The sequence below is a fragment of the Paenibacillus sp. J31R34 genome, assembly GCF_059383715.1.
In genome coordinates this window covers 120,502-137,613 of sequence record NZ_JBXENU010000012.1, presented here as the reverse complement: position 1 = coordinate 137,613, position 17,112 = coordinate 120,502, and the positions used below count along the sequence as shown (strand labels likewise).

Genomic DNA, 17,112 nt, shown 5'->3' with positions numbered 1-17,112 from the left:
CTCTTTCCATGTCTGTTGCTGTATTAAATCAAGTCAATTAATTCTCCAATGGCATCGAGCTCTTCCAGTGTCAACTCTGCATCTCCGTAATCGCTAGGCGTCAGATCTGTCGCAGAACGGGTCATGCAATGCTTTACGCAGTCCAGCAAATGCTTTTTATAGGATTCCATTAATCTTTCCATCGTTGACTTGCGGAACTGATGCGGTGAATACGTCAAATGAATTCGCAATTGCTTGTCCTGCACAACCCCCGTGAAATCGAGCAAATGCGATCGCTCCGTCGCCATTGCAGCTCCGGTTGGCATCATCGAGAAAACAAATTCGCCAAGCGAGACCGATTCAAACTGCCCTAAATAGTTAAAGCTTATTTGTGGACGCATGCCGCCGGCAATGCTCGCGCTTCGCTCCTTATCCGTAAGATGGGATAGAATGCCATAGCCAATGCCTTTATTCGGAACGTTACGCAGCATCTCTTTCATTGACTTGATCTGGTAGCCCAAGTCCCCGGAGACCGACAGGTCCAGATGAACCGGAAACATTGAGGTGAACCATCCGACAGTCCGATTCATATCCATCGGGCCGAACAGCTCTTCGCGGCCGTGTCCTTCCAATTGAACAAGCATATGCGATTGTCCGGTCCACTCCTGAATTGCGAGCCCTAACGCCGACAGCATCAAATCATTTATTTCAGTGTGGTACGCGTGATGCGTCCCATTGAGTAAGTCAAACGTCTCCTTCTCCGTCAAAAGCGCTGTTACGCTTTCAGCCTCGAGCCACTCATTGCGATCCGTATCAAAGTCCCGAGGAAGCGCATGCGAAGGCCGATTGTTTAACACCTCCCAATAAGGAAGCTCCTTTAACAATTTCGGGCTGTTGGCGTAATCGTGCAAATAGTTAGACCATGCCTGATACGAATTCGTTTTGTCTGGCAATGGCACTGCCAGCTCTCCGTGCGCCAGCAGGTCTCGGTATATATGCGCCAAATCCTCCAGCAAGATTCTCCACGATACGCCATCCACGACAAGGTGGTGGATAACAAGCAGAAGATGATCCCCTTCTGCCGTCTGGAACAATCCCGCCTTGACCAGCGGCCCATTCACCACATCAATGCCCCGGTGCAATTCCGCAGCTAGCTTCGCAATGGCATCGCTTGGACTGCTCCGGTCAATCATGTCGTACACATCCAGCGAATATAGCTTGCCTTCAATCGCTCGATTAACTTGCGCAACACCTGCTTGCTGCTGTTCGAAGCTCATACGCAGTGCATCGTGATGCTCAACAAGCGTGTCTAATGTCCGTCGCAGCAGCTCTGGAAGGAACCTTTTCTTACGATACAGAATCATGGCCTGGTTCCAGTGATTCCTGTTGCGGAAGCCCTGTTCAAAGAACCATGCTTGAATCGGTGTCAGCGTTACCGGACCTGAGACGACTCCCTGATCAACATTGTTGGCGGTTAGTTTAATGAACCCGCTAAGCTGTTCAATCGTGAGCTGCTGGAACAGATCTTTAATTTCCATCTTTAAGCCAGAGCTGTTTAATCGGGCCGCAATTTGAATTGCTTTGATCGAATCGCCGCCGAGCTCGAAGAAATTATCGCGGATGCCTACGGACTCGCGCCCGAGAACGTCCTGCCAACACTGAACCAATAACGCTTCTATCTCATTTCGAGGAGGCAAATAAGGTTCGAGGTCCGTCAAGACTTCATTCGGCTCAGGTAGAGCGAGCTCGTTGATTTTGCCGTTGGCGGTAACCGGCATTCTCTCGATAGCGATCATATGCCGCGGAATCATATAGTCCGGCAGCGTCTGGGCCAGCCAGTTGCGCAGCTCGGCTGCGCTCCATTCCTGCCGTGCTGCAATATAGGCTACCAGCTGCTTTTCTCCTCCAGCCTGCTCCTTCGCTACCACCGCCGCCTCGTCTACCGCTTCATGCTCCAGCAGCCGCTGCGCAATCTCGCCTGGTTCAATCCGGTAGCCCCGTATCTTGATCTGGCTGTCGATCCTTCCCATATACGCTATATTTCCGTCCTCCAGCCACTTGGCCAGATCGCCCGTCCGATACATCCTTCCCCCCGCCTCGAACGGATTGTCGATAAACTTCTCGCCCGTCAGCTCCTCACGGTTCAAATAGCCTTGCGCCAGCCCGTCTCCCGCCAGGCACAGCTCTCCGGGTACTCCGATCGGTTGAAGCCCCCCTGTACGGCCGACGATATACGCCCTCACATTGTCAATCGGCCTGCCAATCGGCAAGTTCCACTCCAGCTTCTCCACTGGACTGCTGGTCGCGACTACCGTATTTTCCGTCGGGCCATAGTTGTTCACCAGCCGGTAATTCCGCTTCCGGTACGTCTTCAGCTTGTCTCCTCCCGTCAGCAGCACCCGTAGCGAGCGATTATCCAGCTCCATGAACTGCTCGCAAAATTGCGTCGGAAGGAAGCTGAGCGTAATGCCATTGCGCTCGTAGTACGCATTCAACTCCCGGACGTCCAGCCGGATCTCATCATGAATGACATAAAGCGATGCGCCCGCGATCAGGTAAGGGAATACCTCCCACACCGATGCGTCGAAGCCGAACCCCGCAAACTTGGTGCTGCGATCCGCTTCCGTCACCTCAAATGCCCGGTTGTGCCAGCATGCCAGGTTGGTCAGAGAACGATGCGCCACCGCTACGCCTTTCGGCTGCCCCGTCGACCCGGATGTGTAGATGACGTATGCCCGCCGTTCCGTGCCGCCCAGCGGAGCCGTATTGGCTGCTGATTCTTCATTCAGCTCCTCGGCCGTCAGATCCAGCGTCGTTCCGACGAACATCTGTCTCTCCATCAGTCCCCGGTGCGTTAGCACCAGCTTCGTTCCGCTGTCGCTCAGCATGTGGGCGATCCGCTCTGCCGGGTATTCCGGGTCAATCGGCATATACGCCGCTCCCGACTTCAAGATGCCGAGCATCCCCGCTATCATGTCCGGTGAGCGCTCCATCAAAATGCCGACAATCGCATCCGGCGCCGCTCCCCGTCGACGAAGCGCGTGCGCGATCCGGTTTGACCGTTCGTTCAGCTCGCGGTATGTCCACATCTCCTCCCGCCAGACGACCGCCGGCCGATTAGGCACACGCTCCGCCTGCTGTTCAAATTGCTCGTGGACCATGGATTCGGTCGGGTGGGCGATGCTTGTATCGTTAAACGTCCGCAGCAGTTGCTCCCGCTCTTGCTCCGTCACGATATCGGCCTCGCTCAACCGCAGCTCCGGGCAGTGCACGATCTGTTCAAGCAGGCGGACAAAATGCCCCGCCATGCGCGCAACCGTGCTCCGCTTGAACAGTGCCGTGTTGTATTCCCATTCCATTGTCAACATACCGTCCTTGTACATAACGCCGACCGTAAGATCGAATTTGGAATAATCGTGTTGGAACTCGAATGACTCGCATGTTATCGTCGATGCCGTTCTCACGTCCGATTCCGCGCTTTGAATCGTGAACATGGTGTCAAACAATGGACTTCTGCCCATATCGCGCTGCAAACCAAGACGCTCGATCAGCTTCTCCAACGGATATTCCCGATGCTCGTGCGCTTGAACGACTGCCTCCTTCACTTCGGCCAACAGCGTCCTAAATGTTTTATGATCCTCCGGCATTGCCCGAATAGCCAACGTGTTAACGAACATTCCTATTGTTCGCTGAAGCTCGCTGTCAGGTCGGCTGGAGGAAGGAACGCCAACGACTATATCTTCTTGTCCGCTGTATTTGTGCAACAGGGTGTAGTAGACCGACAGCAGCAGCATGAACAGCGTCACATTCTCGTCGATAGCCAGACGATTGACCGCATGGCTTAACGATTCGTTCAGCTTGACGAACAGCCGTCCCCCATCAAATTGCTGTACGGCAGACCTCGCATAATCGGTCGGCAATTGAAGTAGCGGAACCTCGTCCTGGAAGAGCGCGGCCCAATAGCTTTCCTGCAGAGCGTAATCGTCGCCGTCCAACCTCCGCTGCTGCCAAACCGCATAATCTTTGAACTGCAATGCAACAGGCGGCAGCTCCCGACCCTCATAAAGATCGAATAGTTCCTGTACAAAAACGTTCAGCGAGATGCCATCCGAGATTATATGATGCATGTCGATCATCAGCAAATGCTCTGCCTGCGAAAGCCGGATCACTTCCAAGCGTACATACGAGTCTCGATTGAATTCGAACGGACGGATAAAGGATCTAATATGTGATTCCGGCTCTACGCCATTCGCTGCAATCACGTAACGATAGTCAGGCTCTATATCCGCGTGTATCCGCTGCATCAAGCGTGCACCGTCCATCTCGAAGGAGGTGCGCAAAATTTCGTGACGCTCGATCAAAGCGGCATAGGCTTTATATATGCGCTCCTGATCCAGCACGTCCTTCACCAGCATGATACAAGGCATGTTGTAGCTCATATTGAGCGGATTAAACTGGTTCAGGACAAATAATCGGGTCTGACTGTACGTTGCCGGGTACAACTCGCTCGGCGGCGCCGGGACAATTCGTTCCTGCACCTGCCGCTCCGATTCGTCAATCCATTCAGCCAACTGCTTTAGCTTCGGCTTTTCGAATATAACGCGCAGCGGCAGCGACAGCCCCATCGTTTCCGAGATGCGGGCCGTGAGTAAAGCCGCCTTCAAGGAGTGCCCGCCAAGCTCGAAGAAGTCGTCATAAGCCCCTGCGACTTCTACTGAAAGAATTTCCGACCAGAGCATTGCCAGCCGCTTTTCAGTTTCCGTTGCAAAATCGGCTTGCGGACCATCGTTCCGGACGTGAGCCCTGTTCGCTGGCGGCAAGGCTTTACGATTGACTTTGCCGCTTGACGTCAACGGCATCTTATCCATCTGCACGAAATAAGACGGAATCATATACGCTGGCAGACGGGTTATCAGTTGCATGCGCAGCTCCGATTGCGTCCATTCACGGCTCGCCACTACATAGCCGCATAGATAAGACTCCTTATGCTCATCCAAATATGCCATTACGATGGCATCGGAGATTCCTTCGGCCTCCATAAGCCTGGACTGTATTTCTTCAAGCTCGATTCGGTAGCCCCGGACTTTGACCTGATGATCGATTCTTCCCAAACATTCGATCATCCCATCCGTTCGCCATACTGCCATATCTCCGGTTCGATACAACCGTTCGCCTCGCATGAATGGATGGGGCGTAAATTTCTCGTCCGTTAGCTCCGTATTGTTGAGATATCCGATAGCAAGACCTTCACCCGCCAGGCAGAGCTCGCCCGGCACACCGATTGGCACAAGCTGGTTATGTTTGTTCATAATGCAGGCCGTTACATTCCGAAGCTGCTTGCCTATTGGCACCCTTCCCTGCAAATTCCGTTCAACGGTGTATTGCGTCGCATAAATCGTCGATTCGGTAGGTCCGTATAAATTAACAAGCATGACATGATCCGATTGCGCATAGAGCTTCTCAACCAATTCTTTCGGCAGCGCCTCCCCGGCAGCAAATACGTACGTCAGCATGTTAAAAATTTTCACCTGGCTTGCATTGCGCAGAAACAACTGCAGCATCGACGGCACGAAGTTGATATGCGTAATGCAATACTTCTGAATGGCATTCAGAATTGCACCCGGATCCTTCTCATCGCCCTCCGGCAGTACGACGAGCCGCCCTTGTCCGAATATCCAACCAAATAGCTCAGCAACGGATACGTCAAAGGTGTACGTTGTTTTGAACATATATGAGTCACCGCTCCTGAGCGGATAATCGGCCTCAAGTGCAAGCATCGTGTTGACGACGCTGCGATGTTTGACCATTACGCCTTTCGGTTTGCCTGTGGAGCCCGAAGTATAGATAATATACGCTAAATCCTCAGAGCTGTTGATCGCCACTGGATTGCCTGCCTGGTCAGAATAGCCGGATTCAGGGTCCAGCACAATCACCGGCTTGCCGTGGTCCAGAATCATGCTCCTGTATGCTTCTTGTATGAGCAGCAACGATGCACAGCTATCCTGGAGCATGAAAGCCGTTCGCTCAACCGGTGAAACCGGGTCTATCGGAAGGTAGGCTCCGCCCGCCTTTAGAACAGCCAAGATGGCGACAACCATTTCGGCAGAACGGCCCGCCATAATCGCTATGATATCGTTCGGGCCGACACCGTTGCTGCGAATCAAATGGGCAAGACGGTTGGCGCGTTCGTTAAGAGCGCCGCAGGTATAGCTGAGCTCCCCATCAACGAGTACAATACGATGCGGATCAAGGGCCGCTGACTGTTCCATGAACTGCTGAATGGTTTGATCCGTAGGAAAATCGCCTTTATTTCCATTAAACGTCTCTATAATTTGACTGCGCTGCTCATCGCACACCCATTCAACTTCCGCTATCCGTTGTTCTGGGTCTTGCAGCACAGCATCCACCAAGTGCTCGAAATTGCGGGCAAGGCGGGTTATCGTCTCTTGGACGAAAATATCGCTGTTGTACTCCCATTCCAAGCCAAGCTCTCCGTCTTGCTCAGTGATCCCCAAAGTCAGGTCGAATTTAGCCGTTTGATTATCAATCGAATATGGCGTCAGCGCCGCATCATCCAGAGCGGCCGCAATCCTGTCCATATTTTGCCACACGAACATCGTCGTAAATAAAGGATTGCGGCTAAGATCGCGGTGAACGCCTATCTTCTCTATCAGCTCCTCCAGCGGGTAATGCTGGTGGGCAAATGCGTCCAACACCCGAGCCTTGACCTCATCCACGAATTGAGCGAACGTTTTATCCGGTACAGGATAATTTCTTAACGGCAAAGTATTGACGAACATTCCGGCTATATTTTCCAAATCCGGATGAACACGACCGGCTACAGGCGTTCCGATGATGATGTCCTCTTGCCCCGAATATTTGTGCAATAGGATGTTATACATTGCAAATAACGCAATAAAAGGAGTAAGACCTTGCCGGCTCGCCAGCATTGTGAGCTGCTTCGTTTGCCGTGAAGAGAGGGTCGTTCGGATCCGGCTGCCGCGGAAGCGCTGGATTTGAGGACGAGGCAAGTCCTCTTGCAATTCAAGCACAGGCAGCTCACCTGCCAAGGTCTCCAGCCAGAACGATTGCTCGCGTCTTTGCTCCTTACTGCCGATACGATTATGCTGCCATACCGCATAGTCTTTATATTGAAGCCGTTGTTCCGGTAATGTTTCGCCGCGATACAGCTTTTGCAAATCGTTCACATACAAGTTAAACGAAAGACCATCCGAAATAATGTGATGCATATCGAGAACTAGCAAATGTCTGTCTTGTGCGATACGGATGACGAATCCACGCACAAGCGGAGCCTGGCCTAAACCGAAGGGGCGAACCCACTCCGCGATCCTCGCTCGAAGGCTTGATTCTTCTTCGTCCACCGCATCCACCAGCTCCAGCTGAAAGCTTGCGCATGAATCGATCTGCTGCACGATCTCTTGCCCTGACATTCGGAAGGACGTCCGCAGACTTTCATGGCGCATGGTCAACTGATGGAACGCTTCCTGCAGCCGCGAAGCATCCATACTCCCTTTGACTTCATATACAACCGGCATATTATAAAGAATACTGTCCGGATTCATTTGATGAATGATGAACATTCGCTTCTGAGCCGAGGAAACCGGGTAATCCAGCGCCTTGTCCGCTTTCGGAATGGAATGATACTCCGTCTCCGCGGCGGCATCGATATGCGCAGCCATTTCCTGCAGTGTCGGATGCTTGAATATATGTTTCAGCGATAATGACACTTGAAACGCCTGCTGTACGCGAGACGCAAGAACCATCGCTTTCAAGGATTGGCCGCCTGCTTCAAAGAAGTTGTCATGCAGCCCGATCCGCTCGATTCTCAATATATCCTGAATCATTCCAGCAAGGCGCAGCTCGGTGACCGTTGAAGGAGTCGCATAATCATCGCTGTTCCCCCGCTCTGGAATAGACAGCGCGCGATGATCGATTTTGCCGTTGGCTGTTAATGGGAAGCGCTCCAGCTCCATCATAACCGCCGGTATCATATAAGAAGGCAAAGTCGCACGAAGGAATGCCTGCAGATCGACTTGTCGAATAGGCTGCCGGGTTGCGTAATAGGCGCATAGATACAACTCGTCCCTTTCATCGGCACGAGACAGCACAATGGCCTCTTTGATATCTTCGTGCTGAAGCAGCCTTTCCGTAATCTCCCCGGGCTCGATCCGATAACCTCTTATTTTCACTTGGTGGTCCATCCGGCCGATATACTCTAGGCAGCCGTCTGGCAGCCATTTCGCCGTATCCCCTGTCAAATATAGCTTGGAACCCGGCTTATACGGATGATTGACGAATTTTTGCGCAGTTAACTCCGGGTTGTTCAAGTATCCTTTTACAAGACCTTCACCAGAGAGACAAAGCTGTCCCTTAACACCAACCGGCAGCAGATTCAAATCTGCATCCATAATGTAAGCTTCCGTCTGCGCAATTGGTTTGCCGATCGGAATTGTCGTCACATCATCTGACACGGAATCAACCGGATAATAAGTAGCGAATACGGTGCTTTCCGTCGGACCGTACACATGGATCAATTTTCCCGGTCCGATCCACTCCAGCACTTTTTTCACATGCGGGACGGATACTCGCTCTCCCCCGAATAAAATCTTCCGCACACGAACGAAGCAATCAAGCGCATGGTCCGCCAACGTATTGAATAAAGCCGTCGTGACGAAAAACACCGAAATCTCCTGACGCCGGATAATCGCCGACAGATTTTGCAAATTCAGCAAGTCGTCGCGATCGATAAGCACCAATTCCGCTCCGTTCAGTAAGGCGCCGTAAATATCAAAGGTCGAGCCGTCGAAAGCATAGTTGGACAACTGCAAAATTTTGTCGTCGGATGTCAGCTCAATGTAATTCGTTTCGCAAACTACACGGCTAATGTTAGCGTGCGTCGCCATATTCCCCTTCGCTCTTCCTGTAGACCCGGAGGTATAAATAATATATGCCAGGTCATCAGACGTGCTGCTAACGGGCAAGTTCGCCGCATCCCCATGAGCAAGCTCCTCTTCGTCTAAATAGAAGCACAGTCCGGCGAAGCTAGCCGGTACTGACTGGCACCGTTCCGTCAATAGCCATTGGGACCCGCTGTCCGCCAACATGTATTCGATTCGCTCCGCAGGATATTCGGGGTCAATCGGCAAATAAACGCCGCCAGCCTTCAACACGCCGAGAATAGCTACGACCATATCAATCGATCTGTCTAGCATCAAACCTACGACCGCTTGCCTTTGCAGGCCCCGAGCCTGTATAGCCAGAGCCAGCCGGTTAGCCTTGGCATTCAACTCGGCATACGTAATCCTGCTGCCTCCATGTTGGACGGCGATCGAGTCAGGCAGAAGGGCAGCCTGCATCTCAAACAGCTCTTGGAGCGTTTGCTGTGCTGGATATTGCCCGCCTACCGGCTGGAAATCTGTCAACAATCGCTCCTTTTCAACATCGCCAAGCATCGTAATCTCGCTTAATTTGCAGTCGGATTTGACTGCAATGTCTTGGAATAGCTGCAGCAAATGTGCCGACATCCGTTCTGCGGTTGCGCGATAAAACAAATCCGTATCAAACTCCAGTTCAAATGCGATGCCGCCGTCATGCTCATTCGCTGTAAGCAAGAGATCGAACTTAGCTATGCCGGTTTCCAAATCCAACCATTCAATCGCTTCCCCGCATGTCTCCAGCTTCTCCATATTCACGCTTTGCAGCGCAAACATCGTGTCGAACAGAGGGTTGCGTCCCGTATCCCGCTGAAGCTTCAGCTTCTCAATTAACTGATCCAGAGAGAACGCGCGATGCTCGGCCGCCTGCAGTACCTGACTGCGAATTTCTTCAAGAAATCCGTTGAACGTCATTGCCGAGCGAGGATAGGTTCGTATCGGCAGGGTCTGAACAAACATGCCCAGCGTACCGTTCAGCCCCGGGTAATCTCTTCCTTCCCACGGGGTGCCGATTACAATATCTTCTTGCCCGGTGTACTTGGCAATAAACAGACTATAGGCTGCCAAAAGGATCATATTTAGAGTGGTACCTTGCTTCAGCCCGATGCTCCTCAGCCGGTCCGAATGCGCTTGCTCCAGATTGAACCGAATCCGCTCTCCTCTATGCCGCTTCACTACTGGGCGCGGATGATCCGTCGGCAACTCCAAGAGCGGGATATCTCCATGGAAAGATTCCAGCCAGTAGGACTCCGCCAGCTTCATCGCTTCGCCATCCTGCCGCTGCTCCTGCCATATCGCGAAGTCCTTGAACTGTATCGGCAAGTCAGACAACGGCTTGCCATAATAAAGCTGCATTAGCTCCTGGACGAAAATCTGCAAGGAAACCCCGTCCGAGATGCTATGATGCATGTCCAGCAGCAGGACATGACGCTCTGAATGAAGCCGAATCACACCTGCACGCAACAGAGGGGCTTGTTCCAGGTCAAAGGGCTGCACAAAGGCTGCTACAAGCTCGCGCCAATCCTTCCCATCGGCGTCCCATACAGGCAAATTCCAGGACACATTGTCATGTACGCGCTGCATCAGTTCATCGTCCTGCCACTCAAAGGAAGTCCGCAATGATTCATGCCGATTGATTAAGAGGAGGAACGCCCGATTCAACGTATCAGGGTCAAGACTCCCGTTCCAGCTCAATGCTACCGGCATGTTGTAGCTTAATAAATTTCCTTCGAGCTGATGAACAGCATACAGCCTCTTCTGGCTCGAGGTCGCAGGATACAGGCCGTTAGGGTCAAGGGCAGCCGGTCGTATAGGCTCGAACGTACTGGTTTCCAAGCTGTTGATATATGCGGCCTGCTCGCAAACGGTCGGACGCTGGAAAATCGCTTGAATCGACACTTCCGTACCAAATTCCTTGAACAAGTGCGACGACAGAACGACCGCCTTCAGGGAATTGCCCCCAAGTTCGAAGAAGTTATTATGAACTCCAACCTTGTTGATGTTAAACATTTTTTCCCATATAGCGGTAATCGTTCTTTCGGTATCGTTGCTCGCAGCCTGATAGAGCTCCTCCTGCCCTTGCAGCACATCAGGAACAGGCAGCCGTTTGCGATCTACCTTGCCATTCGAGGTTAACGGGAACTGGTCGAGCTCCACCATACGTGCCGGAACCATATAATCCGGCACATTGTTACGCAAATAGCTTTGAAGCTCTCTATGTGTGCACTCGGACCCGAGCGTATAATAAGCGCACAAATACGATTGATCTGCCTCATCAGCAATTGCACTCACATAGGCTTCCAGTACAGACGGGTGCTCCCGCAAACAAGCGGCGATCTCTCCCAGCTCAATGCGGAAGCCGCGGATTTTGACCTGCTGGTCCATCCGCCCGATATACTCGATATTGCCGTCCTCCAGCAGTCGGACCAGGTCCCCTGTCCGGTACAGCTTCTCGCCAGGCGCATACGGATGGTCCACGAACCCCTCCGCCGTCAACTCCGGCTGGTTCAAATATCCCTTCGCCAGTCCCGCTCCCGACAGACACAGCTCCCCGGGCACACCCCGCGGTTGTATCCGCAGTCTGCTGTCCAGCACGTAAGCCTCCGTATTCGAGATCGGCTTGCCAATCGGCACTGTTGCCGCGCCTTCTTCTATTGCTGCAACGGGATACGCCGTCGCGAATACGGTACTTTCCGTCGGACCATATACATGAATCAGCTTGCTGGCTCCCATAACCTTCAGCGCCTGTCTCACATGCGGAACCGATACTTTCTCTCCTCCGAACAGCACCTTCCGAACGCCGGCTAGGCAGGACGGGTCCACATCCGTCAGCACGTTGAATAGCGCCGTTGTGATGAAAAACACGGTAATGCCCTGCTCGCGGATCACGCTCGTCAGCTTGCGCATGTCCAGTAGCGCTTCCCGCTCCAGCAGCACCAAGGTCGCACCGTTCAGCAGCGCGCCATATATATCGAAGGTCGAGCCGTCGAACGCGTAGTTCGACAGCTGCAGCAGCTTGTCCTCCTCTGTCAGCTCGATGTAGTTCGTCGCTTTCACGACACGGCTAATGTTTGCGTGCTTCGCCAACGTCCCCTTCGGCTTGCCTGTGGAGCCGGACGTGTAGATGACACAGGCTACGTCTTCCGAGCCGTTCACCGGCTCCGGATTCGTATCCAGCGAGCCGTCATCCGCCACAGCCTCCTCTATCGTAATCAGCGAGATATTCTTCTTCACGCGATCCGCCAGATGCCTTCGGCTCACCAGCCAGGCGGCTCCGCTATCCGTCAGCATGTACCGGATTCGCTCCTCCGGATACTCAGGATCAATCGGCAAGTACGCTCCGCCTGCCTTCAGCACCGCCAGCAGCGAGACGATCATCTCCGGCGACCTGTCGCTCAGCACCCCCACGATTGTGTTTGCCCTGACCCCGCGCTCACGCAAGCGATGAGCCGCCCGGTTGGCCAGCGCATTAAGCTCCCCGTAGCTTAGCTCCCTTCCCTTGAAGACAAGAGCCGTCTTGCCCGCATTGCGCTGCACCTGCTCCTCGAACATTTCCGCCAGCGTCCGCTCTTTCCCATAAGCAGTCCGCGTTTGCGTCAGCTGCTCCAACTGTTCGCTGATTTCCGAATCGGTAACCGCATAAATTTCTGATAATTCAGCCTCCGCGTTTTCTGTAAGCTGTTGAATCAGCTTCAGGAAATGGGTTTGCATGCGCAGTATCGTTTCTTCAGCGAACAAGTCCGTGCTGTATTCGAATTCGCAGGCTAGACAATCGGAACGTTCCAATACGGTGAGCGTAAGATCGACTTTCGCTGTATACGTTTCAAAGAAACAAGCCGTTAGCTCCAGATCCTTCACTCGAATATCCATTACATCGTTATTGAGATAGGAGAACATAACATCGAATAAGAAATTGCGGCTTAGATCCTTCTGAATCCCAAGATGCTCGACTAATTCCTCCAGTGGATAGCTCTGATGATCGTAAGCTTGGATAACCTGCTCCTTCACGTTATCAAGCAGTTGGACAAAGGTGCTGCCTCCGCGCGGGAAGCTGCGAATTGGCAGCGTGTTGACGAACATGCCCGATACCGAATGCAAATCTGGATGAATTCTGCCTGTTACCGGTGTACCGACAATAATGTCTTCTTGATCCGAGTATTTGTGCAGCAGCACTTTGAATACGGACAATAGCGTCATGTACATAGTAGCCCCGTGCTGGACCGAAACTCGTTCTAACTGGCTTACTAAATGTTCCCCAATTTCAAACCGTAACCGCTTGCCCTCGAACTTTTGTGTGCGTGGTCTGGCATAATCGGTTGCTAGCTGAAGCACCGGAACTTCACCGCCAAGCGTCTTCAGCCAGAATTGCTCTTCCTTTTGATAATGGACGGATTTCCTCCATTCATGCTGCCATACCGCATAATCTTTGTATTGCAGGTTTAGCTTATGAAGATCCCGATCTTCATATAGGGCAAACAGCTCCTGCAGCAGCAGCTCAATGGACGCACCGTCCGCTACAATATGATGAATGTCGAAAGCCAAGTACCATTGTTCGTCGCTTTGTTTGATAACCAGTAGGCGCATGAGCGGAGCCGCTGCCAAATCAAACGGCCTCATAAAGCTTCTCAACATTTCGTCAGCCTGTTCGATATTCGCTTCCTTATACTCGATCACCGCTTCGGCTTCCTCATGTATGTACTGGACCAGATCGCCATCTATCATCTGGAAGGAGGTGCGGAGCGATTCATGCCGCCGTACAAGCTGCCTAACCGCTGTGGACAATCGCTCCTGATGCAGGAAACCTTTCACTTTATACACAAACGGAATATTGTAACTCGTATCTGCACCTTCATATTGTCGAAGGACGTATAGTCGCTTCTGAGCGGAAGAGGCCGGGTAATAGTCGGCATCCTCCGCAGATTTGAACACAAAGGCATCCTCCGCTTCTCTCTTGTCAATCCAAGCGGAGAACTGCTGCAAGGTCGGTCGCTCGAACAGCTCTTTCAGCGGCACGGACAGATTAAATTCATTCCATACGCGCGCAGCAAGCCTCATCGCTTTAAGCGAGTGTCCGCCTAAATCAAAGAAACTGTCCGTTGGACTGAATGCTTCAACCTCAAGAATCTGCTGCCAAATGAGATACATCTTGTTCTCGGTAGCCGTCTGCGGCGCTGCTGCGGTGTCAGTGGATGCATTTCTTGTCGGCACGGGCAATGCTTTACGGTCTACCTTGCCGTTCGGCGTCAGCGGCATATGAGCAAGCGGCATGAATTGTGCCGGTATCATATACTCAGGCAAAGATTGCGCGAGATAGCGCTTGAACTCAGCAGCTGTCCAGTCTCCGCACGGAACGAAATAAGCGCATAACAAGGAGGCGCCCCGCTCATCTTTATAGGCTGTCACTATCGCCTCCTGTACAGAGTCGTGCCGGTTAAGCCGATCGGCGATTTCGCCCGGTTCAATGCGAAAGCCGCGAATTTTCACCTGATGATCTATTCGCCCTATATAGACGATATTGCCGTCTGGCAGCCTGCGAACCAAATCGCCGGTGCGATATATCTTCTCCCCTGCGATGAACGGATGATGGACGAATTTCTCATTCGTAAGCTCTTCATTATGCAAATAGCCCGCCGCCAAACCATCGCCGCCAATATATAGCTCTCCCGGCACACCGACCGGAACGGGACGCAGCTTGCTATCCAGCACGTACGCAGTCGTATTGCTAATTGGCAGTCCAATCGGGATTGTTTCCAGCATCGGGTCTATTTCGTTCAGAACGTAATACGTCGCGTATACTGTGCTTTCCGTCGGCCCGTATACATGAACAATTTTTCCAGCCCCGAGAACTTCATAAGCGCGTTGCACATGCTTGAGAGAAACCTGCTCGCCTCCAAACAGCACTTTGCGAACATGCTTAAAACCGTCCAACTGAATGTCCACCAATGTGTTGAAAAGGGCAGTCGTAAGGAAGAACACAGTAACCTGCTGCTCTGTGATGACAGCCGCCAGCGCGGCAGCGTCGATCACTGTCTCTTTAGGCACTAGAACCAATTTCGAACCGTTCAGCAATGCGCCAAAAATATCAAATGTCGACCCATCAAAGGCATAGTTGGACAATTGCAGCACGACATCGTCATGCCGTAAATCGATATAATTGGTGTCAAGCACGACCCGGCTAACATTGAAATGGCGAATCAGCGTTCCTTTCGGTCTGCCTGTAGATCCTGACGTGTAAATGATATAAGCCAGCGAATCAGAAGCCTGAACATTTGACGACTCATTCATAGATTCGCCTGCGCCGGTCGATTCGATAGGATCATCGATGAGCAAAACGGCGCCTTCGAACGACCGCCCCTGCATAAGCTTCGACTGTGCGACCATCCATTTGGCCATTGAATCCTCCAGCATGTAAGCAATGCGGGCCTCCGGATATTCCGGATCAATCGGCATGTAGGCCCCGCCAGCCTTCAAGATGCCGAGAATGCCCACAATCATGTCGATCGAACGTTCAGCCATCAAAGCTACTGCTTCATTGACCTGTACTCCGGCATTACGGAGACGCTTCGCCAACCGGTTCGCTTGCATATTCAACTCTCGAAAGGTGACCGTTTGACTGCCAAATTGTACAGCAATTGAATCGGGCGATTTCTCGACCTGACGCTCGAACAGCGCGTGCAGCGTCAGCTCGCGCGGATACGGCGTAGACGTTTCGTTCCATGCCTGCAGGAGCATACGCTCCTCTTCCTGATTGATTAAGCTGATTTGACCGATTGGTTGGTCGGCAGCCGTGATCAGCAATTCAATGGCATTGTATAGATGGACCACAATACGCTTTATAGTCGCTTCATCGATTACGCAACGGTTGAATTTGATCTTGAACTCGATTCCGTCGTAAACCGCTACTGCTAAAGTCAGATCAAATACGGTCATCTCAAAATCGGTAAAGGAAACCATCTGTAACGCATAATCGTCGCTAAACACATCGGTCAGCGGAAAATTTTCGATGACCATAATGGAGTTAAACAAAGATTCATTTACATTCACGTTCGCACACTGCTTGATCTCGGCCAGGGAGCTGCTTTCATGAAGGATATTCGCCGTCATCGTACGACCGATCGCTTCCAAATAATCAATTAATGACATATCCGGAGTCGTTCTCACCCGCAAAGGCAATGTATTGATGAATAGACCCACCATTTCAACAATATCTTTGACGTCGTTGTTCCTGCCGGAAACCGTCGTGCCTAAAATGACATCATCCAGGTCGCTGTATTGCTGCAAGACGAGGCCCCATGCGCCGTAGAGCGCGGAGGCAAGCGTAATTTTCCGGGTTTTTACGAATGCTTCCAACGCTGCGGCCATCCCGCTGTCCAGCTTGAAGGTATAATGGCCGGGCAGAAATGTCTCTTGTCCCTTGGCAACATCGGAATGCGGCAGTACAACGCCGCCCTCCCAACCGGCTAGCGTATCGGACCAATACTTATGCTGGCTCTCCTTATCGAGGCCGCGCAAATATTTAATGTATTCTTTATAGTGATTCTTCATTGGCTTCCGCAATGTTTCTCCGGCTACAAGCGCCCGGTGCGTCGAAAAAAACTGCTTCAAAAGAATCGCATTGCTCCAGCCGTCATACAAAATATGATGATTGCTAACAATCATCTCGCATAAATCACGTTCTAGCTTGCACCAGGTAACACGAAAAGCCACTTCCTCCAAATTAAACCTTTCGCGAAGCTCCTTTTCCCTTATTCGCTCTAGCTGCTCCTCCCTTTCCTCTATCGAAAGGCGCGTTAAATCATGCTGGCGCATTTCGATGGGACGCTCTTTTAAAATTATTTGAATCGGGCTTTCTAGCCTCTTCCACCGAAATACGGTACGCAGCGATTCATTCCAGGCGATGACTGCGTTCCAAGCCTGTTCAATCGTGCTTGCATCTGCTTTTCCACGCAATTTCATGCTCATTTGCTGATAATGCAGGTCACTTTCCGGATTTTGAATATAATGAAACAGCATCCCCTGCTGCATAGGAGTCAATGATAAAATATCTTCCACGTTACGCTTATCTAATTGCATGCCTGACATGGCTTTAAGTCCCCCTGATTGCATCAACTGTTGGATCTCATCTTTCCGTATATAGAATTTTAGAGCTAGCAAGCTGCTAAAGGAGAAGCTCCTTTAG

1 protein-coding gene is annotated in these 17,112 nt (G+C 51.9%); it reads right to left on the bottom strand.

What is annotated here, in order from left to right; genetic code table 11:
- Positions 1-23 precede the first annotated feature (23 nt).
- Positions 24-17,015 carry a non-ribosomal peptide synthetase gene (locus AC50YG_RS27190; RefSeq protein ID WP_494831507.1) on the bottom strand — a complete coding sequence of 5,664 codons (16,992 nt, stop codon included), beginning with the start codon at positions 17,013-17,015 and terminating at the stop codon, positions 24-26.
- Positions 17,016-17,112 lie beyond the last annotated feature (97 nt).

Bases quoted from the DNA above. Each gene is read 5' to 3' on its own strand.
- AC50YG_RS27190 (WP_494831507.1), bottom strand. From the start codon at position 17,015: ATGTCAGGCATGCAATTAGATAAGCGTAACGTGGAAGATATTTTATCA.